The sequence below is a fragment of the Pseudoalteromonas sp. 3D05 genome (assembly GCF_002723455.1).
Lineage (GTDB): Bacteria > Pseudomonadota > Gammaproteobacteria > Enterobacterales > Alteromonadaceae > Pseudoalteromonas.
This window is the reverse complement of record NZ_PDUS01000002.1, coordinates 266,387-291,776: the sequence shown is the minus strand read 5'-3', so window position 1 is coordinate 291,776 and position 25,390 is coordinate 266,387. Positions and strand designations below refer to the sequence as shown.

Here is a 25,390-nt window from a genome sequence, read left to right as displayed (position 1 = left end):
GAGGCGAGTATGATAAAAAAAATAATTCCTATGTGCTTGCTGTCAGTGCTTGTAGGGTGTGGTAGTTCATCTGATGATGCTGCTTCAACAGATGCTATGTCATTACCTCAAACAACGTCTAAGGTTAGTTTTTATATTGCTCCTTGGCAGAGCCCAGCTGGTACATTAAAAATTAAAAACGAGCAAACAGCACAAGTAACAACGCTGCAGGTTGATGATATCAACTCAGTAACTCTGGATTTAACGAGCCTGGAATTTCATCAGGTTGAGTTTATATCAGACTCTACATCAATTCCGTGCCCAAGTTTTGATGGGTGTGGCAGAACAGGTCGTGATAATCCAAATGATAAAAATGGTAACCGACGACTTGATTATCAAGAAATGATGGATATACCTTTGGATTATGCTGCTAAATTTTTAGCCGCACCGGGAAATAACAATGTCTATCTTTCACCGGTAAGTGCACTAAGCAATGCCGAAAACTTAGACCTTACCTTAGCAAGTTTGAGTGCAACTGAGTTCTTTCATCTTACACATAGCCAATTAAATGATAATTTAGAAGCCGAGGTACTGACAAACGCCTTAACATTCGGCGCGGTTCTTCAAAAGGCTAAGGAGATTGAAGCACAACTCAATTCAGAAAATCCGCAAATTGAGGAAATTACTGGATTTAAAGTGAGCATAGAGGCTTATGAGCGGTATGCGCAACAATATTTAGCTGAAAACTTACTGAATGTAAAAGGCAACCAACTAGTACAAACGGTTGCGGGTCAAGTAAAGCAACGCATTTTTTCACTGGCAAACGCAGAAGGCTTAAAAGACACAGAGCAAACAGTACCTGCGCTGGACTCACGCCAGTTATTGGATGATGTACGAGACGCACTTGCTGTAATTAGGCTTCAAGAGCAAAAGTATAGTGATGAACTAACGCAAAAGTTAACGCAGGCTGAGACATTACTAAATGATGATTCGCAACAAACAGTGTTGGCTTTTACGAATGCCATGTTTGATGTTTTATCAAATTTCTCACCCGCCTCCAATACAGAATCTGGCATATACAAGATTGGTAAATTAGATGTTATTTATGCAGAGTCTCCTTTCACATGGCAAATATCGGGTGAATATGATGATCACCAAGTACAAATAGATATTAATGTTCCAAAGTGGCAAATAAGCAGCGTATTAGGTAATCAAATCAATGGTGAAGTAAGTGCTAAGGTGACCCGAGGCATGACAGAGCTTACCGTTGACGTTTCTGAGTTAACTTTAGATTTCGATGGAACTGATGACCCCTTTAATTTTAATCAAGATGAAGTAACTGGCATTGCAAAAGTGGCAACTACAATGATGCTTGAGAAAGAGGGGAGCCAAGTACAAGGTAAGCTTACAGCTAATATTGATAGGTTTGTTAGTCCATTTGAGGAATTGTTGACTGTCATATCAGGTTTTGATTTTGAAGGTGTAATTTCTTCAGATATTCAAACGACAGGAATTACTTTTCAAGCAATTGAAAAAACACCTTTTATAAACGAAGAGACGGCAAATATTGCATTTTCTTTACTGCTAGATATGCCTCTAAATGGTGCGCCTGGGTTTAAAATGGCCTATGCTGGAGATATGAATAAATTGGATGAGCTTAACAATGCAAACATATTTGTTACGCTAGACCAACAGCCATTAGATATTGCTATTCGTCAGGTAGGTGAAAATACCAATGCCGTTATAAAAGGGCAACACGGCCGATGGCTTGATATTAAGCAAAAAGGGCGTAATTTTAGTGGTGGACTTTACTTTGGTGACACGCAAATTGCTGATGTTACCGCAGTAAGAGGGGCCCCTGGCATTTTATTCCCTGATGGTACTTTTGAATCTTTATTTTAATATAACAAGTAGATCACTTAAGTTATTAAGTGATCTACTTACATCTTCTACTTGATTCTTTTATTTGTTGCTCAAATGTTCTTTCTTTATTCATAGTTTCAATTTTTGAATCTATAGCTTGTAATATTGACCTCCAGTTTGCTTTTTTCTTACTAACGGAGTAATGCAAATATTTGTATTCTAAGCTGGGCTTTAAGGCTACTAACGAGCTGTTAATAATTTGTTTTTGATTGGCAGACATAGGTGATTTGTCAACACTGGCTAGCAGTGAGTCAAGATCAGCCACAATCAAGGTAACTCGTTTACTTAATAATAATCTAGCGAGTTGAAATTCATTATTTACGACAATCGTTGCAATTTGATTGTTATCAATGAATTTATCTAGTTCAATAGTGTTTTTATAGGCTCTAACAACGCCTATGACTTCGTTTTTAATCGAATTGAGTGAGCCGTCATACTGGATGTTGTTATCTTTTAGCGTAATAAGAGATAGATCCCCACCGGGAATTGGTGCAGATAAAGCCAGTACTTCATTACGTGTTTTATTTGGTACGTTATCAGATTTAGCTGAATCATCAATAAAATATTCTGGGAATAAAATATCAGCTTTACCTAACTCTGCTTCTCTTACTGCACGTGCCCAAGGGTAAAACTCAACATCTACGCCATATCCTTGTGAGATAAGCATTTCAACAGTAACTTGAAAAACCCAGCCAAAATCACACAGAGATTCGTCAATATAGGGTGGCCAGTTTAAGGTTACTAACCTAAGCACCTCATCGGCATCTAAATTGTATCCATATCCATAATCGGTTTGTTGTCCCTTTACAGTTATGAGCTCATTATCTTGTATGAAACTAATCGCTGGGGGGGATGCATAAGTAAAGCTGGAAAATAAAAGTAAACACCATAAGCTTTTTATCACTTTAACCCTTAATTTTAACTATCAACTCACTATTTAAATTTTAGACTGAAATCGGCTTATAACAAGTTCTCGCGTAAGTTTGCTTATTTTTGTTTGAAAAGTATGAGTGAAACACAAAGGTATAATTTAAGCTAAAGAACAACAAAGTATATTAGAACGGGTACGACCGAGTGTATGTAAACCACCGATGTTGGCGCGGGGCATAAAGAGTAGGTGGCGCTCTAAGAAACTGAGCTACGGGCTTACAATATGAATACTTAAATTAGATTCATCTTCGGGGATAATAAATTTGGTACAACTGAATTAATTTTAACCACCGATGCTGGCGCGGGGGATAAAGAGTAGGTAGCGCTCTAAGAAACTGAGTTACGGGCTTACATTAAGTATATTTAAACTAGAAATATCAATGGGAGTAATAGGTTGGTACGACCGAGTGGATTCGAACCACCGACCTCTACCATGTCAAGGTAGCGCTCTAACCAACTGAGCTACGGTCGTACAATATGAATAATTAAATTAGATTTATCACCGGGAGTAATAAATTTGGTACGACCGAGTGGATTCGAACCACCGACCTCTACCATGTCAAGGTAGCGCTCTAACCAACTGAGCTACGGTCGTATCATAAATTTAAGTATTGTTAAGTACTTAATACTTAACAACGGGAGCTAATATATAGCGTGTTTACGGGCGAATCAAGCTCGATTGTTCATTTTTGGTTTGTTTGCCGTTTTTTTATTCATATTGGGCTGATTTCACACTGTTTATAAAAACCCTGCCACCAAACAACATGGTGTTTAGCTGATTTTTTTAATCGGTTGAGTAAATTATTTGTACTTGTATCTAACAGCAAATTGCTTAAGGCATCTTGATTATCAATGCTACCGCCCCATAACGTTTGGTAGTAGGGCATTAATCGCTCAAGCGCTCCTGTAAGCTGAGACTGATAGGGCTGTAGTTGTTCAAGATAAAACTTTTTAAATATGTTACTGATTATCTTTGCTTGTTTTTTGTTTTTAAGTGGATCGCAAAGTGCGCTTAGCTCGATGTTACTTTCTAAAAAATCAGTTGCTAACTCATTTAAATAAGTTTGGTTTCTACTCGCTGTTATTAATGCCTGATTAAAATTGAAACGGTTTAATTGCTCTAAACTTTTATAAATGTGCTGAGTATTTATGTTCTCATAGTTACCCACATCTATTTGCTGCTTAATCGTAGCTATACGCTCAAGCGCAAGCTCTGTTTCAACTAAGCCATTAAAGTTGGTGTCCAATTCATAATGAGTAAGCTGCCATGTTTTTTTTAGTTCCACATCATTATATAGAAAATGTTTGAAATGATGAGCTAATAAAGTTTTTTTATCTAATAACGCAGCGCTAATTTGTTGATATGTATTTGATGTTTCATCGAGTAGTTTTAAGCATGCAGGTGCAGCTTTAATAAACTCTATTTGATAAATCAGCCTACTTGCAGGAGTAGCGAGTTTTCCAAGCTGAGAATTGTGTTCTGCGATTAGCGTGCTTAAAGCGCACTTATTAAGTTGTGCTAGTTGCAAAACACCAACACTTATTTTGTCTTCATTTAATAGCGAAAACACAGTCTGAGGAATATTGCTTAGCTTTTCAGCTTTTACTAATGGCTTATCTACAGTATGAGATAAGCGCTTTTGATACTCTAGATGAATATCCCGGGGTTGCTCAGTGCAACCCGTCATTAGTATCAGGAGAATAAATATAAACAGCTTAGTAGCACAAAAAATCTGTTTGTATTGTTGGTACAATCTTTTATGAAGTGAATGGTTCACGTTTAAATCGTCTTGTTACTGTTAACATTAAAAGTATAGCGGCTACTGATAAGCCTACAATAATACCTATCCAAAAACCATGAGGCCCCATTGCTGGCACTATTAAATCTGTTCGTGCTAAAACATAACCTAAAGCAAACCCAATAAGCCAATAAGAAATAAACGTAATGTACGAAATAGGGGTTGTATGCTTTAAGCCTCGTAAAATGCCGTTTGCAGACACTTGTAACGCATCAGGAAGCTGATAGATGCACGCTAAAACCATAATAGAGGTCGCTAACGCTATTACTTGTGCATCGTCCGTATAAAGCTGACTAATCAGGTTACGACCAAAAAATGTGATTGTTGCAAGTAATAGGGCAATCATTATTGCCAGTATGTAGCTGGTTGAAACAGCTTCTTTCAGTTGCTTAAGGTGATGTTGACCATATAAATTTCCTATGCGGATACTAATGGCAATAGATAAGCTCAGTGGCATCATAAATAACAGTGTCGTTACACTTGCTGCTATTTGGTGTCCGGCGACAGCCACGGCGCCAAGATGCGCAATAAACAGTGGTATACAAGCAAACAAAGTAACTTCAAAAAAGGTGGCCAATGAGATAGGAATACCCACTTTAGTGATGACCCACATTGTTGAAGGCTTTGGTGCTTTGAAATTAGCGAGTAAAGCTTTCGCATCTATCTTTTTACTAAACTGGCAGTATATTACTTGTACAATTGCCATGGCTGTAAACACAAGGGCAGTTGCAACTCCGCAACCGGCTCCTCCTAAAGCAGGCATACCTAATTTTCCATATATAAATATATAGTTAGCGGGTACATTCACTGCAAGGCCAATAAGACTGATGTAAAAAGCGGGCTTAGTCATTCCCATACCTTCAGTGATATTTCTATAAACACTGAATACTAAAAAACCGACAATCCCCCACTTTACAAAGTGAATATAATCAAAAGCCATATCAGCAATTTCTTGGCTAGTATTGAGTCTTAGAATTATCATATCGGCAAAAAAAGCGATTGAAAAACCAATAGCACTTAATAAAATAGCGAGGTAAAGCCCTTGCTGGAAATAATGGCTGATATTTGCTTTATCGTTGGCACCAGAGAACTGCGCAATGATCCCCGTTAAAGCGAGTAGAATACCTTGTAGAGCAAGCATTGCAGGATTCCAAACACCTGTAGCAATTGATAAGGCTGCTAAATCGGTCGGACTCACTTGACCTGCCATAATGGTGTCAACCACAGACATCAGAACGAGTGTTACTTGAGCTAAAAATACTGGGATCGCAAGTGAAATAAGGCGTTTAGCTTCCCAATTACAAAAATTCATAGAGTGCGCAAAAAATAAAAATAAATGAACGCTAGTGTAATTGATTTATAGCAGAATAAAAGTTAACAGCGATGATTCACTGATCCTAAAGTGATAAACTATTCTATAAACTATAGAAATGTAGGCTCATAAGGTTATTTAAACATATGTTCACGGGAATAGTACAAAGCAAAGCAAGCGTTTTATCTACAGAGCAGCGTGAAGGTGTATTGCGCTTAACACTCTCAATAGACTTACAATATATTGAAAAGCTAGAAATTGGTGCAAGCATTGCCATAAATGGTTGTTGTTTAACTCTGGTTAAATTTAGTCAGGCTGAAAACCAATTAGCACATGTTTATTTTGATGTAATTGATGAAACACTAAAACTAACAAATTTAGGAAGTTTAAAAAACGGTGATGAAGTTAATTTTGAACGTTCTATGACTTTTGGTGCAGAATTAGGTGGGCATATTATTTCTGGCCACATACACTGCTGCGCCGTGATTGAGCAAATAATACATACCAAAGACAATTGTAAAATGAAGCTTACATTACCATCTGAATGGCAAAAATACGTTTTATATAAAGGGTTCGTAGCAATTAATGGAGCGAGTTTAACTGTTGGAGAAACAGACGATACTGGCTTTTGGCTTCATTTAATTCCCGAAACCCTCGCAATAACTAATCTTGGTAACGCTCAAGCTGAAGATCGCCTAAATATAGAAGTAGACCAACAAACGTACACGATTATTAATACTGTTGAAAATTACTTAGCTAAACAAGCTCTTTAAAATACTTGCTCGTTATCGCTGTCAATATGTAACTCTATTTTGTTGTATGCGTGATCTATGTGCATATTAAAATGAATAGGGTTACAACAGGCGCTGCAGTCTTCAAAGTAATCTTGGTCCCCTTCACTGGCATCAAGGGTTACGTGGATATGGTGCCCACAGTGCGGGCAACAAATTCGTTGTGATAGATGATTTTTCATAAATACTCCAACCTTCAAATCAACAAAAGCAGCTCTTGTCTTTATAACGCGTCTGGAGTGCTTTTGTGGTGGTGTCTTGTTTAAAAATCCTATCTTAAATATAGTCTCAATTAGCCGTTTATGACATTCCCTTTACAATAAAATGGCTGTTATTTTATAAGCCGTTCGATTTGTTGTTTTGCTTCAGTTAGATAGTGACCTGCAAAAATATTTGCATTATTAAGTATTGGATACAATTGATAGATATGTTTGCGTTTTTCATAGCCTGTGGCTAAAGGGTACAGGTGATCATAAGCTTGATAGAAATCGTCGGGTAGTGGGGCGAACAATTCACTCATCGCTATATCTACTTCCCGATCACCATAATAACTTGCGGGGTCAAAAATACTGGGTATTGTATTTATGAAACCCATATTGCCGCGCCAAAAGTTACCATGTAATAGTGATGGCTGGACTGTATGGCTATGCAGTAAATCTTTGACTAACCCAATTAAGTTTTCTTTATCAGTTAGAGTGATGCCTTTTTCTTCGAGCAATTGCAGTTGCCAACCAATGCGCTCTTCTGCAAAAAATACATCCCATTTTTTATGCCATCGATTAGGTTGAACAGTAGAGCCTAAAAAATTATCGTGATCAAAACCAAACATTACTTGTTGATGCTTGTGATGAAGACTGGCTAAGTGACTGCCCATTGTTTGCCAATCGGTATGTGGTTGTTGATCAAATGTAAGCCATTCAAGTACTAAAAATGAAAACTCTATATTCGCGCCTAACGTGATACAGTCTGGCACCATAAATAGGCTTTCTTGAGTTAGCAATTTTAAGCTATGTGCTTCGCATTCAAAATGTTCTAAATATGAATGGTGACCAACTTTAACTAAATATTGGTGGATCCCGTCGCTAATTTCATACAATTTAATGTCATTTGTATTTTGTAGCTGGCGTTTGTAGGTGTGTTTAAAATCAAAGTGCATTGCTTGGCTGATCTGCTCATTAACGGTATTCCACATAATAATGCTCAACTTTTATACAGATAACTAAACTATGGCAAAAAGTAGTTAAATAAACAAACTCTTGTATGTAAAATTCATAAACCAGTTTTAAGTGACTACGCTATAGCGCCTGGAGAGAATATGAACAAAAGTATGCTTACAAATTTAACGGCAGTGATATTGGTGTTGATTGGTTATTTTTTAGATCAAGCTATTGTGCTGTCAATTGGCTTATTTGCGCTTTCTGGCGCTTTCACAAATTTGCTTGCTGTGCATATGCTGTTTGAAAAAGTCCCTTTTTTATATGGTTCAGGGGTTATACAAGTCAAGTTTGGACGTTTTAAAGAAGCCATCAAAGAATTGGTTATAACAGAGTTTTTCTCCAAGGAAAAAATAGCCAATTTATTGCAAAGCAAGAAGCCAGAAATAGATTTAAAACCGGTTATTGAAGATGTAAATCTAGACCCTGCTTTTGATAGTTTACTTGAAGTAATTGAGCAATCTCAGTTTGGCAGTATGCTTGCCATGTTGGGTGGCACGCAAGCTGTTGAACCTATGCGCGAATCATTTATAGTTAAAATGAAAGCGTCTTTGATAACTATGAGCGAAACTGCAGAGTTTAAGCAACTTGTTAATGAAAAGCTCACTCAAAAAACGATGTCTTCAGATGCTTTGTACAATACAGTGTTAGGGCTGGTGGATGATAGGCTTGATGAACTGACACCTGCTATGGTGAAAGATATTATTCAGACCATGATACGTGAGCACTTGGGTTGGCTTGTTGTATGGGGTGGAGTTTTTGGTGGTTTATTTGGTTTAATTGCTGCCATTTTATAGTGAGAAAAACTTAAGCAGGCCAACGACTCGCCTGCTTAAACATAAATAACACTATTCATAACTATTTAGAGCCCGAAACAACCAAAATAGTGTCATCATTAACTTTAGCTAAATCTTGAATGCTCGTTTTTGTACTAGAGTCTAAATTTAAAAATTTAGCTGATTTATTAAAGCCATATTTACCTGCAAACTGAGCCAGTTGCATATCATTACAACGTAATTTATTGACTGCTGTATTTTTATTCATACGTAAGTCACGCATCGTTGTTGAAAGTGTAATCGGTCTATTTGCTACCACAGCCATACAAACTTGAGTACCAGGTGTGTTATCTGCTGCAATAAATTCTGCCGCCTGAGTTGTAGTAGATGCAAGTGTTGCCGCGCCGATTAAAAGAATCGTAGTAAGTGTAGTTGTTAAAGTGTTCATCATCATTCTCCAGGTATTGATGTTAGTTGACGATTTAATTATTGGCTTATTTTAAAAAGAATGCTGTAAACGAAAATCGACAAGATGTAAGTAACTATTTCACCCCTGAAATACTTGATTAAGCAATTGAATTAATTAATTTTTAAATGTGTATTTTGAAACATCTTCTGGATATTATTTTTCATTTTTTTGTTTGCTTTTGCATTATTTTCATACTGTTTTCATTGGTTTTACACACCATTTACTTTAGAGTAAATGCACTTTATTATTTATGATGGCTGACATATTTTTTCAGGCTGCTATCATTCGCGATAAATAGTTAACTCCCCAATGGAGATGATGTGAGTAATAAGGTTTCTCAATATTACCAACAAGCTTATGCATGTAACCAAACTAACTTTAACCAATGTTTTTATTGTGGTTGTGAAGCAACTGAACGCGATCATTGCCCCCCTATACACATGTTACAAAGCACGATTGATCTAGGAGAAGATGCTGATTTTATAAGTATTGCAGCATGTTATGAATGTCATGCGCTATTACATAATGAGCGGTTACTTACCATTGACGAACGTTTTACGAAATTAAAAAAGAAATTAGCAAGCAAATATGCAAAGCCACTACGTGTATATAATATGTGGCATGAAAATGAGCTTTCTGAGATGAGCGATGAATTTGCACACAGCATAAAAGCGGGGATGGCACTGGGCAAAGAGGCCTCTGAACGCATGGCATTTGTTGGTTTTAGCTACGCAACAGAAGAAGCAAAAGTGACTGTACGCGAAAAAACGCCAGAGTTTGATGTAGAGGGGACTGTTTTTTACGATTTCAAACAAGCCTTAAATTATTGTATTGATACTTTAAAAGTACAGCGAAGTGAGTTTTATAAAATTTTGGTTGAAGATTATCAAGGTGATTTTAACAAAGCACTAAGTCAATATCGTCATCGCCACGATAAAGTCACGGCGGCAAAAGATGGTAACTGCTTGATTAAAGAGTTTGCAAAACAGCACAAACAAAATTCAGATTTTGTAACACGAACAGTAAAGCATTTTATTAATCAGGACCCGAGCCTTTCAACGCAAGCTGCGTTGGATAAGCTCTATACTAACTATGTAAAAAAATAATCTGCGTGTCATTTTAATAAGTAAAGCTATGAATTTATTAAGAGCTCATTGGAATGGCATTCATCTTAAATAAATGCAGATCCAGCTTATTTCTTAGCTTTATACTGTTTATTTATATACATTAACAAAAAAACAACAGAGACTAACATGATGCAAAAATTTGCTCCTTCATTGCTGGTCGTTGCACTTGGTGTCGCTTTAGCGGGTTGCCAGGATAACGGTCCTCAAGACGAAAAAGTTACTATAAATAAAAACCCATACCCGAGTACCTACACAGCTCTTAAATCAACCAGCACTTTAATTACCAATGCTACTGTTTTAACAGGTACAGGTGAGCGTTTAGATGAAGCTGACGTGCTATTAGTGGATGGTAAAGTACAACAAGTGGGTAAAGATTTATCTGCCAGCGCTGACGTGACAATTGATGCGCAGGGCAAGTGGGTAACTCCTGGTTTAATCGATGTGCATTCTCATTTGGGCGCTTATCCAAACCCGTCGGTTGAGTCCCATCAAGATGGTAATGAAATGACCAGCCCTAATACAGCTGAAGTATGGGTTGAGCATTCGGTATGGCCACAAGACCCTGGTTTTAACCGAGCTCGTGAAGGCGGTATCACGTCGTTACAAATTCTACCTGGCTCTGCTAATTTATTTGGTGGTCGTGGCGTTACTTTAAAGAACGTACCCGCGCATACAATGCAAGGAATGAAATTTCCTGATGCGCCTTATGGCTTAAAGATGGCATGTGGTGAAAACCCTAAACGCGTTTATGGTCGTAAAGGAGTATTACCATCAACGCGTATGGGTAACATGGCGGGATATCGTACTGCGTGGATTGGAGCAGCAGAGTACAAGCGTGAGTGGGATAAATACGATTCAGACTACGCCGCAGGAAAGAACCCTGAAGTACCACATCGTGACATTAAATACGACACATTGCGCGGCGTACTAGAAGGCGAAGTGATGATCCATAACCACTGCTATAAAGCAGAAGAAATGGCCATGATGATCGACCTATCTAAAGAGTTTGGTTACCACGCAGGTACATTCCATCATGGTATTGAAGCATATAAAATTGCTGATTTACTAGCAGAAAATGGTTCTTGCGCTGCACTGTGGCCAGATTGGTGGGGCTTTAAAATGGAAGCCTACGACATGATTCAAGAAAACGTTGCGATTGTTGATGCAGTTAAAAACTCATGTGCGGTTGTTCACTCTGATTCAGATACAACAATTCAACGCCTTAACCAAGAAGCGGGCAAAGTAATGTTCCGCGCAAATGATAACGGTTTTGATATCTCTGAAGCGCATGCAATTAAGTGGATCACTGTAAATGCAGCAAAATCGCTCGGTATTGATGATAAAACAGGCTCGCTTGAAGCAGGTAAACAAGGTGATGTTGTTATTTGGAACCAAAGCCCTTTCAGTGTTTACGCAAAAGCTGAGCAAGTATTTATAGATGGCGCCAAAGTGTATGACCGTGATGATGCGGCGTTCCAAGCGCAAAGCGATTTCATGTTAGGTCAAAAATAAGGAGTAACAAGAATGACAAAATTAACACACTCATTTTCACTCTCGCTAGTTGCTGCTGGTTTATTGGCGAGTACCGCTGCGAATGCTGAATCGTTCGCAATTATTAATGCCACGGTGCATACATCGACAGAGCAGGGCGTATTAAATGGCGCTAGCATTGTATTTGACGAAGGCAAAATTACAGCAATAAACCCTGAAAAAGTTGAAGCTGATAATATTGTTGATGCAAAAGGACAAATCATCACAGCTGGTTTCATTGGCAGCATGAATCAACTCGGTTTAGTTGAAGTAGGCGCTGTTGCAGGTTCTCGTGATGCTGGCGATGATAAAGCAGGCATCGACTTTGATCCAAGCCTTGCGTTTAACCCTCGTTCAAGCTTGATCCCATATGCACGCAAAGGCGGCATTACTCGTGATGTAGTTACTCCTCACGGTGGTGACAGCATTTTTGCAGGTCTTGCTACTGTAGTCGATTTAAGTGGTGAGTTTGACAGCGTTAAACAAACACAAGCTGCATTGGTTGTTCATTTAGGAGAGCAGCGTAAAGGCTCACGTGCAATGTCACTTAAGTCGTTAATTGACAAGTTGAGTGGACATCAGCAAAAGTCTGAGAAAAAGGACAAAAAAGATGATGCAAAGCCAAGTACAGAAGAGAAAGTTTTAACTAAAGTACTCGCTGGTGAAATGCCACTATTAGTAAGTGCATCACGTGCATCAGACATCATCGAGCTTATAAAAGTAAAGGAACAGTTTTCGCTTAACCTAGTGATTGCAGGGGCTCAAGATGCTGTTGTAGTTAAAGAGCAGCTAGCAAAAGCGCAAGTCCCTGTGATAATGAGTTCAATGGACAACTTACCAGGTAGTTTTGATTCATTAAATGCCCATTTAGCGAATGCAGGTTTACTTGAAAAAGCAGGCGTTAAAGTACTACTTTCGATTGCTGGAGATGGCAGCCACAATGTGTATCAGTTACGCTTTGATGCTGGTAATGCCGTATCATATGGCATGACTCAAGAAGGTGCGTTAAAAGCAATTACCGCTAATGTGGCGGATGTATTTGGTATTAATGCAGGCAGCATTACTGTAGGTAAAGCGGCTGATTTAGTTATTTGGAATGGTGACCCGTTTGAGCTGAACAGTCACGTGACTAAAATGTTTATTAATGGTGAAGAAGTGTCAACTGAAGCACGTCAAGATAAACTACGTGAGCGTTATACGACTGATTCACAGATGCCACGCGCATACACTAAATAGTGTTTAGTTAGTTTAAAAAGCCGCTTTAGCGGCTTTTTTTATGCGTATTGCAAAGTGCCTGATTTATTTTAGGCACAAAAAAGGCGCTCATTGAGCGCCTTTTATACTATTTAACGATTAAACTAGTTTAGATAGAATATCGTTAAATGTTGCACTTGGACGCATTGCATCAAATGCCGATGAGTCGTTAGGTTGGAAATAACCACCTACGTTCATAGATACACCTTGTGCGTCATTAAGTTCAGATACGATCTGCTCTTTTTGTGCTTCTAAGTCACTAGCAATTTGAGTGAACTGAGCTTTAAGCTCTGAATCATCATCTTGTTTAGCAAGCTCTTGAGCCCAAAATAAAGATAAGAAGAAGTGAGAACCACGGTTATCAATTTCTTTTACTTTACGTGAAGGCGATTTGTTTTCAGCAAGGAAAGTACCTGTTGCTTTATCTAACGTATCAGCAAGTACTTGTGCTTTCTTGTTGCCAGCATTCACTGCTAAATGTTCGAGTGAAGCAGACAAGGCTAAGAATTCACCTAAAGAATCCCAACGTAAGTGATTTTCTTTTTCGAACTGTTGAACGTGCTTAGGTGCAGAACCACCAGCGCCTGTTTCAAATAAGCCACCGCCATTCATAAGTGGAACGATTGAAAGCATTTTTGCACTTGTACCAAGCTCAAGAATTGGGAATAAATCAGTAAGGTAATCACGTAATACGTTACCCGTAACTGAGATAGTGTCTTTACCTTCTTTAATACGCGCTAGTGAAAACAGAGTCGCTTCAAGAGGTGCTAAAATTTGGATATCAAGACCATCAGTGTCGTGGTTTGGTAAATATGCATTTACTTTTTTGATGATTTGCGCATCATGTGCACGGTTTTCATCAAGCCAGAAGATAGCAGGGTTACCTGTTGCGCGAGCACGGTTTACGGCAAGTTTTACCCAATCTTGGATTGGTGCATCTTTAACCTGACACATGCGCCAGATATCGCCTTGCTCTACGCTGTGCTCTAGTAACGTATTACCGTTAGCATCAACAACACGAATTACACCGTCAGCTTTAGCTTCGAATGTTTTGTCGTGTGAGCCGTACTCTTCTGCTTTTTGCGCCATAAGGCCAACATTTGGCACGCTACCCATAGTCGTTGGATCGAATGCACCGTGTTCTTTACAGAAATCGATTGTTGCTTGGTAAACACTTGAATAACAACGATCTGGAATTACAAAGCTGGTATCTTGTAATTTGCCATCGTTATTCCACATTTGACCGCTTGAACGGATAGCTGCTGGCATTGATGCATCGATGATCACATCACTTGGAACGTGTAAGTTAGTGATACCACGGTCTGAATCAACCATCGCGATAGCAGGACGGTTTGAGTATACAGCTTGAATATCAGCTTCGATTTCAGCGCGTTTTGCATCATCTAAAGATTGGATTTTAGAATACACATCGCCAAGGCCATTATTTACATCAACACCTAGCTCTTCAAATAACTCACCGTGTTTTGCAAATACGTCTTTGTAGAATACTTTAACAGCGTGACCAAAGATGATTGGATCAGATACTTTCATCATGGTTGCTTTCATGTGTAATGAAAACAATACGCCTTTTTCTTTTGCAGCTTGAATTTCAGCCTCTAAGAAAGCTTGTAATTTTGTTGCATTGATAGAAGAAGCATCAATGACTTCGCCAGCAAGGAGTGGTGTACTTGCCTTAAGTACAGACACATCACCATTTTTAGCAACGTGCTCAATGCGAACATCTGTTGCTTCATCAACAGTTACTGATTGCTCAGAACCAAAGAAATCACCTTCGCTCATGCTTGCAACATAAGAAGCAGACTCTTTGCTCCATGCACCCATTGAATGTGGGTTGTTACGTGCATACTCTTTAACAGAGCCTGGTGCACGACGATCTGAATTACCTTCACGCAATACAGGGTTTACTGCACTGCCTTTGATTTTATCGTAAGTCGCTTGAATTGCTTTTTCTTCGTCTGTTTTTGGTTCAGCTGGGTATTCTGGAAGCGCATACCCTTTTTCTTGTAATTCTTTGATAACAGCACGTAACTGTGGAACAGATGCACTGATATTCGGTAATTTGATGATGTTAGCTTCAGGTGTCTTAGCAAGCTCACCAAGCTCAGCAAGTGCATCGCCAATGCGCTGCTCTTGTGTTAAATACTCAGGGAAGTTAGCAATTACGCGACCAGCTAATGAGATGTCACGTGTTTCAACTTCAACACCAGCGGCATTCGTGTATGCTTGAATAATTGGTAGTAAAGAGTATGTTGCGAGTGCCGGAGCTTCGTCTGTTTTAGTATAGATAATTTTTGATGTCATCATCATTCCTAGATAGTAGGCATAAAGCCATATTCAACAATGCAAGAATATCATCACCTGTTGGCAATGATCAGTCTGTTAGGTGTTAATACTGCAAATCAATAACCACACCTGACGGACTGTGGATGCGTATTTATATGCTTTTATTGGCGATAAATAAATTAGCCATTAGCATAGTGTTATGAGCTTTAATAGCATATAAATGCAAATTTTAAGCTGTCAGAGTGTACCAAGATTGGCGTAAAAGGGCTAGAGTACTCGTCGTTAAGGGCGAGCCAACATTGCCTGAAATATCATAACAAATACACTATTGGGGCGATTGGGCAATAATTCAAGAGTTTTAGATGGTTTTAACCGTTTTGTTAGTTTAAAAAAAATGGTTAATAGCAAAATTGAATATTAAAAAAGAGGGGGGTTAAGCGAGGAACTTTTCAGAACGCTCGCTTGTAGTGTCGAACTTCTGTAACAACTACGCTAACTCTTCGTTAGGAGCAATATTAGTCGCGTGCAGGCCCTTAGGACCTTGCTGTAATTCGAATGTTACATCTTGACCAGCTTTAAGTGTTTTATATCCGTCCATTACAATCGTTGAGTAATGAGCGAAAATATCATTCTCGCAGCCGTCTTCTACGATGAAACCAAAACCTTTGGCGTTATTGAACCATTTGACTTTACCACAAGCCATACTTCTACATCCTTCTATAAGTTGACTAATTTAGTTATTCTAAACCGTATAATTTGATAGACTGACTAAGGTTTAATCAATCTATATCTGACTGTAGTTTATTTATACTATCAGTCAAGTGATTTAAACTATTTTTTAACATTTTATTTATTTTTTTATTCAAGTTTGCTTGAGTTCCAAAGACAAGACTATATTTAATTATGAGTGGCATGAAAGATTCAGGTGTTTTAGACACAGTTCGCGATAGTGAAAAGCAAAAGCTACAACCACCGCGAAAATATAAAGTCATTTTAAATAATGATGACTACACGCCAATGGACTTCGTAATAGAAGTACTTGTGACGTTTTTTAATATGGATAGCGATAGAGCAACAGATGTGATGCTTCAAGTTCATCAAAACGGGCGTGCAATTTGTGGGGTTTACACTGCAGATGTAGCACAAACAAAAGTTGAACAAGTAAACCGTTATGCACGTGATAACGAGCATCCACTGCTATGTAGTTGTGAGCAGGAATAATACCAAGGTAGGGTGAACAAAGTACCCATCACAACGGTATATAATTAATATCTCATTAAGGGGTTGCCAATGCTAAACAAAGATTTAGAACTAACTTTAAATGCGGCATTTCGTGAAGCACGCACTCGCCGTCATGAATTTATGACCGTAGAGCACCTTTTGCTCGCGCTACTAGATAACCCGTCTGCAAGTGAGGCGCTAAATGCGTGTTCAATTGATATGGCAGCGCTAAAAACAGAGCTATCAGAATTTATTGACGAAACAACGCCAGTAATTCCCGATTTAGAAGAGGAGCGTGAAACGCAGCCTACTCTTGGTTTTCAGCGAGTGTTACAACGTGCAGTATTCCATGTGCAGTCGTCGGGAAAAAACGAAGTCACTGGAGTAAACGTGCTCGTGGCTATTTTTTCCGAGCAAGAAAGCCAGGCTGTTTATTTACTGAAAAAATCAGATGTTTCTCGTTTAGATATTGTGAATTTTATTTCACATGGTATCGGCAAGTCAGACGATGACATTGGTGGCGAAGAGGCAGATGATATTCACGAAGAAGTGCAAGAAGTGCAAGGGGAAGAACCTTCAAAGCTTGATAACTTCACCACTAATTTAAATGTGCAGGCAAAGGAAGGAAACATAGACCCCCTTGTTGGTCGTGATAACGAAGTCGAACGTACAGTTCAAGTTTTATGTCGTCGTAAAAAGAATAACCCGTTACTAGTTGGTGAAGCAGGGGTGGGTAAAACCGCCATTGCTGAAGGCCTTGCGTATCGCATTGTAAACGAACAAGTACCCGACGTAATAGCTGATGCAGTCGTTTATTCGTTAGATATGGGCGCGCTACTTGCCGGTACAAAATACCGTGGCGACTTTGAAAAGCGTTTTAAAGCTTTGCTTAAAGAGCTTCAGGCGCAACCAGGTGCAATTTTATTTATCGATGAGATTCATACCATAATTGGTGCTGGAGCGGCCTCTGGTGGCGTTATGGACGCTTCTAACTTACTTAAGCCGTTATTATCAAGTGGTAAACTGCGTTGTATGGGTTCTACAACTTATAACGAATACAAAAACATCTTTGAAAAAGACCGTGCTCTTGTTCGTCGTTTCCAAAAGATTGATGTCCTTGAGCCAAGCGTGGCTGATACCACCAAAATTCTCAATGGCTTAAAAGAGCGTTACGAAGAACATCATGGTATTCGTTATACACAAAAAGCGTTAAAGGCGGCGGCTGAGCTTAGTGCTAAATACATTAATGAGCGCCATCTTCCGGATAAAGCTATTGATGTGATTGATGAAGCTGGTGCTAATCAACGTTTACAGCCTAGTTCTAAACGTAAAAAAACCATTGGTGTAGCGGATATAGAATCCATTGTCGCCAAAATGGCGCGTATTCCGCAGCAAAGTGTGTCATCAAGCGATAAAGAAACGCTTAAAAACCTTGATCGTAACCTCAAAATGTTGGTGTTTGGTCAAGATCAATCAATTGATGCGCTTACTTCTGCTATTCGCTTATCCCGCTCAGGTTTATCAAATGAAGACAAACCGGTTGGTTCGTTCTTGTTTGCAGGGCCAACTGGTGTAGGTAAAACAGAGGTCACTAAACAGCTTGCTAAATGCATGGGCGTTGAGTTTATTCGTTTTGATATGTCTGAGTATGTAGAGCGTCATGCAGTTAGCCGTTTAATTGGTGCACCTCCTGGCTATGTTGGTTTTGAACAAGGTGGCCTGCTCACTGAAGCGGTTATTAAAAACCCACACTCAGTTGTACTGCTTGATGAAATAGAAAAAGCCCACTCTGATATCTACAACATTTTATTACAGGTAATGGACCACGGTACGTTAACTGATAATAATGGCCGTAAAGCGGACTTTAGAAACGTGGTGGTGGTCATGACAACAAATGCTGGGGTGCAAGAGACTGTGCGTAAGTCGATTGGTTTCACTGAGCAAGACCATTCTCATGATGCAATGAGCGAGATCAACAAAGTATTCTCACCTGAGTTTAGAAACCGCTTAGATAATATTATTTGGTTTAACCACCTAGAGCGTGATGTGATCTTATTAGTAGTCGATAAGTTTATTGTTGAGCTGCAAGCTCAGCTTGATAAAAAATCGGTTAACCTTGAGCTTACATCTAAAGCGCGTGAATGGTTAGCGGACCAAGGTTATGACAAAGCTATGGGTGCACGACCAATGGGGCGTGTTATTCAAGAGCAGCTTAAAAAGCCATTGGCTAATGAGATTTTGTTTGGTGAGTTAATTGAAGGGGGCACTGTTAAAGTGTCACTGAAAGATAAAAAATTGCGTTTTGATTTTGAAACCGATTTAACACCAGCATAATCACTGCAATTGTGCAGACAACAAAAAGCCCAGCATATGCTGGGCTTTTTGTTTATTAAATGTAATAGTCAGCGAGTTGCTTTCCATTACATTTAATAAACGCTTAAAGCTAATGTAGCAAGTAACTAAGTTACTTAATCAACTTAGCTAAAAACTTGATATTTCGTTAACGCACTAACTTAGCGAGCACGGAATACGATGCGACCTTTCGATAAATCGTATGGGGTCATTTCTACGGTAACTTTATCGCCGGTTAAAATACGAATATAATTTTTACGCATTTTACCTGAAATGTGAGCCACTACTACGTGACCATTTTCAAGCTCAACTCGGAACATTGTATTTGGTAAAGTATCAAGGACCGTTCCTTGCATTTCGATTACGTCTTCTTTCGCCATGTTTAGCGTAACACCTCTTTAATAGTTAAACGATGCAGATTTTGCCCAAAATACACCAATAAGTAAAGCTACAGCGGCTATTTTTGTAAATTAAATGGCCAGCCAGATGTCTCCAACTCTATTTTCGGCAGGTAAAAACTGTGTTTTGTATCGCATTTTAGCGCATTCGTCTATTTGGTAACCTAAATAGACATATTCTTTATTAAACGTTTTTGCGAACTTTATTTGTTCTAAGATCATTAAAGTGCCAACACTGAAGTGCTCATAGTCAGGGTCAAAAAAAGTATAAATAGCAGATATAGCCTTGTTCATACAGTCAGTTACCGCAACCGCAACCAGTGTCTCATCATCCCAAAGCTCAATAAAGGTAATGGGCAGCCAATGACAAAATAAAAAGCTTTGATACTGTGATTGTTCAGGTGGAAACATCGAACCATTCTGGTGGCGTTCGGTGATGTATTTGCTATAGAGTGGATAATATTCGGGGCGCTCTTGCTCTGAATATTTTATTGTAAAGCGTGTTTTTGCTTTATTAAGTTTACGTTTTTGCGATTTTGATGGCGAAAAGTCCTGAGCTAAAACACGTACAGACTTGCAAGCACTGCATGCTGGGCAGTGAGGGCGGTAAATTTGGTCACCACTGTGGCGAAAGCCTAAACCAAGTAACGATTCAAATTTACTACTGCTGTAACAACTTGGGTCTAAAATAACCAGTAATTGCTCTTGGCGGTCGCCTAAATAACTGCAATCAAATTGTTGGCTCAAGCCTAAACGTGCTGGAAGATGTTCAGTCATAAATTGCCGTAAGCTCCTGGGCTTGCCACATAGTAGTTGGAATTTTGTAACTTGCTGCTTGTTCAAGTTTAGTTAAAAAATCAGATCTAGGTACAACTTTTTCACCTAAAGACAATAAATAGGGGTTTTCCAGTTGGCAATCAATGAAATGAGCGTCGTGGCGTTTTAGCCAATTCACCAGCGCCCACATTGCAAGCTTTGAACAATTGGCCTGATGATGGAACATAGACTCGCCACAGAACACCCCAGTTTGCATTATGCCGTACAAACCACCAACAAGGCTGCCGTCATCCCACACCTCAACACTGTGGGCTAGAGAGTCTAAATGGGCTTGTTTATAGGCATTGAGCATATCATCTGTGATCCACGTACCTTCAACGTCAATCCGTTGTTGTTGGCATGCTTCAATCACCTCATCAAAAGCGGTGTTAATCGTTACCTTAACGGGGTTTTTACGTAAATGCTTACGCAAACTCTTACTGACATGAAAATCAGTAAGCTCGATAATGCCACGCTCACTCGGCGACCACCACATAATTGGCTCGTAGTCACTAAACCACGGAAAAATCCCCTGACTATAAGCGTTTTTTAACCGCGCAACAGATAAACAGCCTCCTACAGCTAGCAGGCCATCTGGATCATCGAGAGCATGCTGTGGATCAGGAAAATTAAAATGGTCTTGGGATAATTGATAGAGTTGCTTTGTCATATCATCGTTTCTAATTATTACATGAGCAAATAAATTGTAACTTGTTGCTTTAAAATCACAAACAACAAATTTTAGACATAAAAAAAGCGCGTTGTAAAAACGCGCTTACTTTAACCATTAACTCAATCTAATTAGCTAACAACTTTAACTGGTACTGCTTGCGCAGCATCATATTTAGTTGTCATTGCTTCTTCTACTGGTGTGAATGATGTTAGATCAATGCCTTCAACTGAAGACTGATACTCTTCCATAGTAGGGAAACGACCAAGCACAGTAGAAAGTACTACCAGTGGCGTAGAACCTAGCAATGATTCACCTTTTTTCTCAGATGTATCGGCTACTACACGGCCTTGGAAAAGACGTGTTGACGTTGCAATAACGGTATCGCCTGGTTCTGCTTTCTCTTGGTTACCCATACATAAGTTACAACCTGGGCGTTCTAGGTATAAGATGTTCTCATACTTAGTACGTGCCGCTGTTTTAGGTTTTGCATCGTCAAACTCAAAACCAGCGTACTTAGCTAGGATATCCCAATCGCCTTCAGCTTTAAGCTCATCAACAATGTTATATGTTGGTGGCGCAACAACTAATGGTGCTTTAAATTCAATTGAACCGTTTTTCTTTTCTAGGTTACGTAGCATGTGAGCAATAATTTTCATATCGCCTTTGTGCACCATGCACGAACCAACAAAGCCTAAATCAACAGGCTTGTCATTGTAGAAAGAAACAGGGCGGATCACATCGTGCGTATAACGCTTAGAAACATCATCGTTATTTACGTCTGGATCGGCAATCATTGGCTCAACGATTTGGTCTAAATCAACCACAACTTCAGCGTGGTATTTAGCGTTATCATCTGGAGATAGAGCCGGCTCTTCACCAGATTGGATGCCCGCAATACGCTTGTCAGCTAAATCGATAAGACCTTGCAGCGTTTGTGCTTCGTTATCCATGCCTTTATTGATCATGATTTGAATGCGTGTTTTAGCAAGTTCAATTGACTTGATCAATGTTTCGTCGTTTGAAATACAGATTGACGCTTTCGCTTTCATTTCTGCAGTCCAGTCAGTGAAGGTAAACGCTTGGTCAGCCATCAAAGTACCAATATGAACTTCAATGATACGACCTTGGAACACGTTCTCGCCACCAAATTGCTTCAGCATTTGCGCTTGCGTTGCATGTACCACATCACGGAAGTCCATGTGCTTAGCCATTTTGCCTTTAAAGGTCACTTTAACTGAATCAGGAATTGGCATCGCTGATTCGCCTGTTGCAAGTGCAACAGCAACAGTTCCAGAATCGGCACCAAACGCAACACCTTTTGACATACGAGTATGTGAATCACCACCAATGATGATTGCACGATCGTCAATGGTAATGTCGTTTAGTACTTTATGGATAACGTCAGTCATTGCATGGTAAACGCCTTTCGGGTCACGTGCAGTGATAAGACCAAACTTATTCATAAACGCCATTAGTTTTGGAATATTTGCTTGCGCTTTGCTATCCCATACTGACGCAGTATGACAACCAGACTGGTATGCACCATCAACAAGAGGTGAAATCGTTGAAGCAGCCATCGCTTCAAGCTCTTGAGATGTCATTGGGCCCGTTGTATCTTGCGAACCAACAATGTTTACTTTAACGCGAACATTTGAACCTGCGTGAAGAGGTGTATCTGATAGTACACCTACGGCGTTACGGTTAAAGATTTTTTCAACCGCAGTTAAACCTTGGCCTTCATGTGAAATTTCTTTTGAAGGTGCATAAACAAGCGGAGTATCAATGCCCAGTGTTTCAGCAGCAAATGTTTGGATTTTCTTACCGAATACAACTGCGTAAGAACCACCAGCTCGCATAAACTCAACTTTTTGTGGAGTAAATGCTGATGATACATCAACAAGCTCTTTATCACCGTTATAAAGCTTTTTCTCTTTAGTATCGATTGTTAAAACAGTACCTGTTGCAACTGAGTATGCTTCTTCAAGAACAGCATCACCGTTTGCATCAGTCACTGTATTACCATCAGCATCGATTTTTTTAACCCAGTTTTTAAGGTCAAGACCAATACCACCGGTTACATCAACTGTGGTTAAAAAGATGGGTGCGATACCGTTAGTACCCGCAACAACAGGGGCGATGTTGATGAAAGGAACATAAGGACTTGCTTGTTTACCAGCCCATAATGCTACGTTATTAACACCTGACATACGCGATGAACCAACACCCATTGTGCCTTTTTCAGCAATCAGCATTACTTTAGCATTAGGGTGTTTCTTTTGCAGCTCAACAATTTCTTGTTGTGCTTCAGGTGTGATCATGCATTTACCATGTAATTCACGGTCAGCACGAGAGTGCGCTTGGTTACCAGGAGATAGTAAATCTGTTGAGATGTCACCTTCACCAGCGATGTACGTAACAATTTCAATTTTTTCTTCGATATCAGGTAATTTTGTAAAGAATTCAGCTTTTGCGAAGCTTTCTAATAATTCTTTAGCAATGGCATTGCCTGCTTCGTATGCCGCTTTAATACGCGCCATATCTGCATCGTATAAAAATACTTGTGTTTTAAGAACTTCAGCAGCCTGAGCTGCGATTTTAGCGTCATCACCAAATGCTAAATCAAGTAGCATTTCAATTGAAGGACCGCCTTTCATGTGTGAAAGAAGCTCAAATGCAAAGTCTGGAGTGATTTCTTTTACTACTTCTTCACCAAGGATGATTTCTTTTAAAAACTGTGCTTTAACGCCCGCTGCACTTGTTGTTCCTGGTAATGTATTGAAAATAAAGAAATGCAAAGAATCTTTACGATGCTCATTATTGGTATCTTTTATTTGAGCAATTAATTCAGATACTAAATCTGCGCTGTCGATTGGTTTTGGGTTTAATCCAAGTTCCGTTTTACGGGTTTGGATTTCTTCCATATATTGTGTATACAAACTCATAGAAAACTCTCGGTATATTTACTTGATATGAAGCTGAGCATTTTAACTGATTTCCAGTTACGAGTAATGCCCAAATGAACAAAGCTTTTATGCCCAACTATAATTATAGTTCGTTTTACTTGCGTTACTTTGACGGTAATCATTGCACGGCTTTAGATCCTACCGTACTTCCACCATTAATTATATTATATAAAATGAATCTTCACTATAAATCTCGTGAATGGCCGAAGTTACAATATGTATATTGGGCTATATCCATTGTGAAATTAATGTGGCAATTAAAAATTTTATTTAGAAATAAAAAAGGCTGAAAAATCAGCCTTTAGTAAATTTAGAGTCTAAACTAAAGATTATCTAAAAAGCGCTCTGCGTCTAATGCTGCCATGCAGCCGGTACCAGCAGAGGTAATTGCTTGGCGATAAATGTGGTCAGACACATCACCAGCTGCAAAAACACCCGGTACGCTTGTTTGAGTTGCGTTGCCGTTTAAGCCTGATTCAACAACTAAATAGCCGTCTTTCATTTCAAGTTGGTCAACAAACATGTCGGTATTTGGTTTGTGACCGATTGCAATGAATACACCTGCTAAATCAAGTTCCTCAGTGGCATCTGAATTTGCATCTTTAATACGAATACCAGTCACGCCCATTTGGTCGCCAAGTACTTCGTCTAGTGTGCGGTTGTAATGCAGAACCACATTGCCGTTTGCTGCTTTTTCAGCTAGACGGTCAGCCAGTATTTTTTCACTACGGAAGCTGTCACGACGGTGGATAACATGAACTTCATCTGCAATATTTGATAAATAAAGCGCTTCTTCAACGGCTGTATTACCACCACCAACTACCGCTACTTTTTGGCCTTTATAGAAAAAACCATCACAAGTAGCACACGCTGACACACCACGACCTTGGAAGTTTGTTTCAGACTCTAAACCTAGGTATTTAGCTGACGCGCCGGTTGCGATGATTAGCGCATCACAGGTATATGTGCCTTGATCACCTGTTAAAGTAAATGGACGTTTTGACACATCTACTTTATTGATGTGGTCAAACACGATTTCAGTTTCAAAACGTTCAGCATGCTCTTTCATACGGTCCATAAGTGCAGGACCCGTTAAACCATGAGCATCGCCAGGCCAATTTTCAACTTCAGTTGTCGTTGTAAGTTGTCCACCTTGCTGCATACCTGTAATAAGTACAGGGTTTAAATTAGCACGTGCTGCATAAACCGCTGCAGTGTAGCCTGCAGGGCCAGAGCCTAAAATTAATAACTTACAATGTTTTGCTTCACTCATGTTTTATATCCTAAACGTTTTTATAGCGTATTAATGTGCCCGATTTTAAGAGAAACAAGGGGGAAGTAAATAAAAGCGCTGATTATTTTTTTGAGCAAATCACACAGCTGTCAAATATTGTGTACTAGGTGTGTACAAAATGACGGTTTTGTATGAAATATAAACTATTGAACCACTAATAATCTAACTACTATCGTTAATTCATGACCAAATTGATTTTTTTTGGTATGTTTTAGCTAATTTTGATTTGTGACCCTAAAGTAGGGTGACCTAAATGAATAGGCAA

The 25,390-nt window shown here is 39.1% G+C and carries 21 protein-coding genes and 2 tRNA genes; 8 read left to right on the top strand and 15 right to left on the bottom strand.

What is annotated here, in order from left to right; translation table 11 throughout:
* Positions 1-9: 9 nt before the first annotated feature.
* Positions 10-1,881 carry a hypothetical protein gene (locus tag CSC79_RS03650; RefSeq protein WP_099294153.1) on the top strand — a complete coding sequence of 624 codons (1,872 nt, stop codon included), beginning with the start codon at positions 10-12 and terminating at the stop codon, positions 1,879-1,881.
* A gap of 34 nt (positions 1,882-1,915) precedes the next feature.
* Here the strand turns inward: CSC79_RS03650 and CSC79_RS03645 are convergent, their stop codons facing one another.
* The 5 genes from CSC79_RS03645 to CSC79_RS03625 all read right to left on the bottom strand — a co-directional run bounded on the left by CSC79_RS03645 (position 1,916) and on the right by CSC79_RS03625 (position 5,943).
* Positions 1,916-2,806 carry a transporter substrate-binding domain-containing protein gene (locus CSC79_RS03645; protein WP_237113949.1) on the bottom strand — a complete coding sequence of 297 codons (891 nt, stop codon included), beginning with the start codon at positions 2,804-2,806 and terminating at the stop codon, positions 1,916-1,918.
* 421 nt (positions 2,807-3,227) lie between these two features.
* Positions 3,228-3,304, bottom strand: a tRNA-Val gene (locus tag CSC79_RS03640).
* A 46-nt stretch (positions 3,305-3,350) separates the two neighbouring features.
* Positions 3,351-3,427, bottom strand: a tRNA-Val gene (locus CSC79_RS03635).
* A gap of 118 nt (positions 3,428-3,545) precedes the next feature.
* Positions 3,546-4,520: a DUF3080 family protein gene (locus CSC79_RS03630; RefSeq protein ID WP_099294151.1), complete on the bottom strand. Its 975-nt coding sequence runs from the start codon at positions 4,518-4,520 to the stop codon at positions 3,546-3,548.
* Between the two features lie 70 nt (positions 4,521-4,590).
* Positions 4,591-5,943: an MATE family efflux transporter gene (locus CSC79_RS03625; RefSeq protein ID WP_099294149.1), complete on the bottom strand. Its 1,353-nt coding sequence runs from the start codon at positions 5,941-5,943 to the stop codon at positions 4,591-4,593.
* Positions 5,944-6,089: 146 nt separating this feature from the next.
* On the opposite strand from CSC79_RS03625, the gene CSC79_RS03620 reads away from it, so the two are divergent.
* Positions 6,090-6,716, top strand: coding sequence for a riboflavin synthase subunit alpha (locus CSC79_RS03620; protein ID WP_099294147.1), 627 nt, complete (start codon positions 6,090-6,092; stop codon positions 6,714-6,716).
* On the opposite strand, the gene CSC79_RS03615 is transcribed toward CSC79_RS03620, so the two are convergent.
* Positions 6,713-6,916, bottom strand: coding sequence for a CPXCG motif-containing cysteine-rich protein (locus CSC79_RS03615; protein WP_099294145.1), 204 nt, complete (start codon positions 6,914-6,916; stop codon positions 6,713-6,715). The two genes, CSC79_RS03620 and CSC79_RS03615, sit on opposite strands and share 4 nt — an antisense overlap.
* A 149-nt stretch (positions 6,917-7,065) precedes the next feature.
* Positions 7,066-7,926: a fructosamine kinase family protein gene (locus CSC79_RS03610; RefSeq protein ID WP_099294131.1), complete on the bottom strand. Its 861-nt coding sequence runs from the start codon at positions 7,924-7,926 to the stop codon at positions 7,066-7,068.
* Between the two features lie 123 nt (positions 7,927-8,049).
* Between CSC79_RS03610 and CSC79_RS03605 the strand changes: the two genes are divergently transcribed.
* Positions 8,050-8,745 (top strand): DUF445 domain-containing protein, encoded by a 696-nt coding sequence (locus tag CSC79_RS03605; protein WP_099294129.1) that lies wholly within the window; start codon positions 8,050-8,052, stop codon positions 8,743-8,745.
* A gap of 61 nt (positions 8,746-8,806) precedes the next feature.
* Here the strand turns inward: CSC79_RS03605 and CSC79_RS03600 are convergent, their stop codons facing one another.
* Positions 8,807-9,172, bottom strand: a complete 366-nt coding sequence (locus tag CSC79_RS03600) for a DUF3718 domain-containing protein (RefSeq protein ID WP_099294127.1) — start codon at positions 9,170-9,172, stop codon at positions 8,807-8,809.
* A gap of 341 nt (positions 9,173-9,513) precedes the next feature.
* On the opposite strand from CSC79_RS03600, the gene CSC79_RS03595 reads away from it, so the two are divergent.
* The 3 genes from CSC79_RS03595 to CSC79_RS03585 all read left to right on the top strand — a co-directional run bounded on the left by CSC79_RS03595 (position 9,514) and on the right by CSC79_RS03585 (position 13,086).
* Complete coding sequence (locus CSC79_RS03595) at positions 9,514-10,299, top strand: hypothetical protein (RefSeq protein WP_099294125.1); 786 nt, start codon at positions 9,514-9,516, stop codon at positions 10,297-10,299.
* 150 nt (positions 10,300-10,449) lie between these two features.
* Positions 10,450-11,832 (top strand): amidohydrolase, encoded by a 1,383-nt coding sequence (locus CSC79_RS03590; RefSeq protein ID WP_099294368.1) that lies wholly within the window; start codon positions 10,450-10,452, stop codon positions 11,830-11,832.
* A gap of 12 nt (positions 11,833-11,844) precedes the next feature.
* Entirely contained in the window at positions 11,845-13,086 is a 1,242-nt protein-coding gene (locus CSC79_RS03585; protein WP_099294123.1) for an amidohydrolase family protein, read from the top strand.
* A gap of 117 nt (positions 13,087-13,203) precedes the next feature.
* Here CSC79_RS03585 and CSC79_RS03580 read toward each other — a convergent pair whose 3' ends face one another.
* Positions 13,204-15,426, bottom strand: coding sequence for an NADP-dependent isocitrate dehydrogenase (locus tag CSC79_RS03580; RefSeq protein WP_099294121.1), 2,223 nt, complete (start codon positions 15,424-15,426; stop codon positions 13,204-13,206).
* A gap of 469 nt (positions 15,427-15,895) precedes the next feature.
* A complete protein-coding gene (cspD, locus tag CSC79_RS03575) occupies positions 15,896-16,111 on the bottom strand; it encodes a cold shock domain-containing protein CspD (protein WP_099294119.1) in 216 nt (71 codons plus the stop codon).
* Positions 16,112-16,320: 209 nt separating this feature from the next.
* On the opposite strand from cspD, the gene clpS reads away from it, so the two are divergent.
* Entirely contained in the window at positions 16,321-16,629 is a 309-nt protein-coding gene (gene clpS, locus CSC79_RS03570; RefSeq protein ID WP_180270382.1) for an ATP-dependent Clp protease adapter ClpS, read from the top strand.
* Positions 16,630-16,698: 69 nt separating this feature from the next.
* The gene (clpA, locus tag CSC79_RS03565) at positions 16,699-18,963 is read left to right on the top strand and encodes an ATP-dependent Clp protease ATP-binding subunit ClpA (protein WP_099294117.1); all 2,265 of its coding nucleotides are present in this window, start codon (positions 16,699-16,701) and stop codon (positions 18,961-18,963) included.
* A 179-nt stretch (positions 18,964-19,142) separates the two neighbouring features.
* Here clpA and infA read toward each other — a convergent pair whose 3' ends face one another.
* The 5 genes from infA to trxB form a co-directional block, all read right to left on the bottom strand.
* Positions 19,143-19,361 carry a translation initiation factor IF-1 gene (gene infA / locus CSC79_RS03560; RefSeq protein ID WP_002962494.1) on the bottom strand — a complete coding sequence of 73 codons (219 nt, stop codon included), beginning with the start codon at positions 19,359-19,361 and terminating at the stop codon, positions 19,143-19,145.
* A 90-nt stretch (positions 19,362-19,451) separates the two neighbouring features.
* Positions 19,452-20,156 carry an arginyltransferase gene (locus CSC79_RS03555; protein WP_099294115.1) on the bottom strand — a complete coding sequence of 235 codons (705 nt, stop codon included), beginning with the start codon at positions 20,154-20,156 and terminating at the stop codon, positions 19,452-19,454.
* Positions 20,149-20,865, bottom strand: coding sequence for a leucyl/phenylalanyl-tRNA--protein transferase (gene aat, locus CSC79_RS03550; RefSeq protein WP_099294113.1), 717 nt, complete (start codon positions 20,863-20,865; stop codon positions 20,149-20,151). The genes CSC79_RS03555 and aat overlap by 8 nt, the downstream gene beginning before the upstream one ends.
* A 131-nt stretch (positions 20,866-20,996) precedes the next feature.
* The gene (locus CSC79_RS03545) at positions 20,997-23,810 is read right to left on the bottom strand and encodes a bifunctional aconitate hydratase 2/2-methylisocitrate dehydratase (protein WP_099294111.1); all 2,814 of its coding nucleotides are present in this window, start codon (positions 23,808-23,810) and stop codon (positions 20,997-20,999) included.
* 343 nt (positions 23,811-24,153) lie between these two features.
* Positions 24,154-25,104, bottom strand: coding sequence for a thioredoxin-disulfide reductase (gene trxB / locus CSC79_RS03540; protein ID WP_087533738.1), 951 nt, complete (start codon positions 25,102-25,104; stop codon positions 24,154-24,156).
* Positions 25,105-25,390 lie beyond the last annotated feature (286 nt).

Excerpts from the sequence above, each read along its gene's own strand:
- CSC79_RS03650 (WP_099294153.1), top strand. The coding sequence starts at position 10 with ATGATAAAAAAAATAATTCCTATGTGCTTGCTGTCAGTGCTTGTAGGG.
- CSC79_RS03630 (WP_099294151.1), bottom strand. The coding sequence starts at position 4,520 with ATGACGGGTTGCACTGAGCAACCCCGGGATATTCATCTAGAGTATCAA.
- CSC79_RS03625 (WP_099294149.1), bottom strand. The coding sequence starts at position 5,943 with ATGAATTTTTGTAATTGGGAAGCTAAACGCCTTATTTCACTTGCGATC.
- CSC79_RS03620 (WP_099294147.1), top strand. The coding sequence starts at position 6,090 with ATGTTCACGGGAATAGTACAAAGCAAAGCAAGCGTTTTATCTACAGAG.
- CSC79_RS03615 (WP_099294145.1), bottom strand. The coding sequence starts at position 6,916 with ATGAAAAATCATCTATCACAACGAATTTGTTGCCCGCACTGTGGGCAC.
- CSC79_RS03610 (WP_099294131.1), bottom strand. The coding sequence starts at position 7,926 with ATGTGGAATACCGTTAATGAGCAGATCAGCCAAGCAATGCACTTTGAT.
- CSC79_RS03605 (WP_099294129.1), top strand. The coding sequence starts at position 8,050 with ATGAACAAAAGTATGCTTACAAATTTAACGGCAGTGATATTGGTGTTG.
- CSC79_RS03600 (WP_099294127.1), bottom strand. The coding sequence starts at position 9,172 with ATGAACACTTTAACAACTACACTTACTACGATTCTTTTAATCGGCGCG.
- CSC79_RS03590 (WP_099294368.1), top strand. The coding sequence starts at position 10,450 with ATGCAAAAATTTGCTCCTTCATTGCTGGTCGTTGCACTTGGTGTCGCT.
- CSC79_RS03585 (WP_099294123.1), top strand. The coding sequence starts at position 11,845 with ATGACAAAATTAACACACTCATTTTCACTCTCGCTAGTTGCTGCTGGT.
- CSC79_RS03580 (WP_099294121.1), bottom strand. The coding sequence starts at position 15,426 with ATGACATCAAAAATTATCTATACTAAAACAGACGAAGCTCCGGCACTC.
- cspD (WP_099294119.1), bottom strand. The coding sequence starts at position 16,111 with ATGGCTTGTGGTAAAGTCAAATGGTTCAATAACGCCAAAGGTTTTGGT.
- clpS (WP_180270382.1), top strand. The coding sequence starts at position 16,321 with ATGAAAGATTCAGGTGTTTTAGACACAGTTCGCGATAGTGAAAAGCAA.
- clpA (WP_099294117.1), top strand. The coding sequence starts at position 16,699 with ATGCTAAACAAAGATTTAGAACTAACTTTAAATGCGGCATTTCGTGAA.
- infA (WP_002962494.1), bottom strand. The coding sequence starts at position 19,361 with ATGGCGAAAGAAGACGTAATCGAAATGCAAGGAACGGTCCTTGATACT.
- CSC79_RS03555 (WP_099294115.1), bottom strand. The coding sequence starts at position 20,156 with ATGACTGAACATCTTCCAGCACGTTTAGGCTTGAGCCAACAATTTGAT.
- aat (WP_099294113.1), bottom strand. The coding sequence starts at position 20,865 with ATGACAAAGCAACTCTATCAATTATCCCAAGACCATTTTAATTTTCCT.
- CSC79_RS03545 (WP_099294111.1), bottom strand. The coding sequence starts at position 23,810 with ATGAGTTTGTATACACAATATATGGAAGAAATCCAAACCCGTAAAACG.
- trxB (WP_087533738.1), bottom strand. The coding sequence starts at position 25,104 with ATGAGTGAAGCAAAACATTGTAAGTTATTAATTTTAGGCTCTGGCCCT.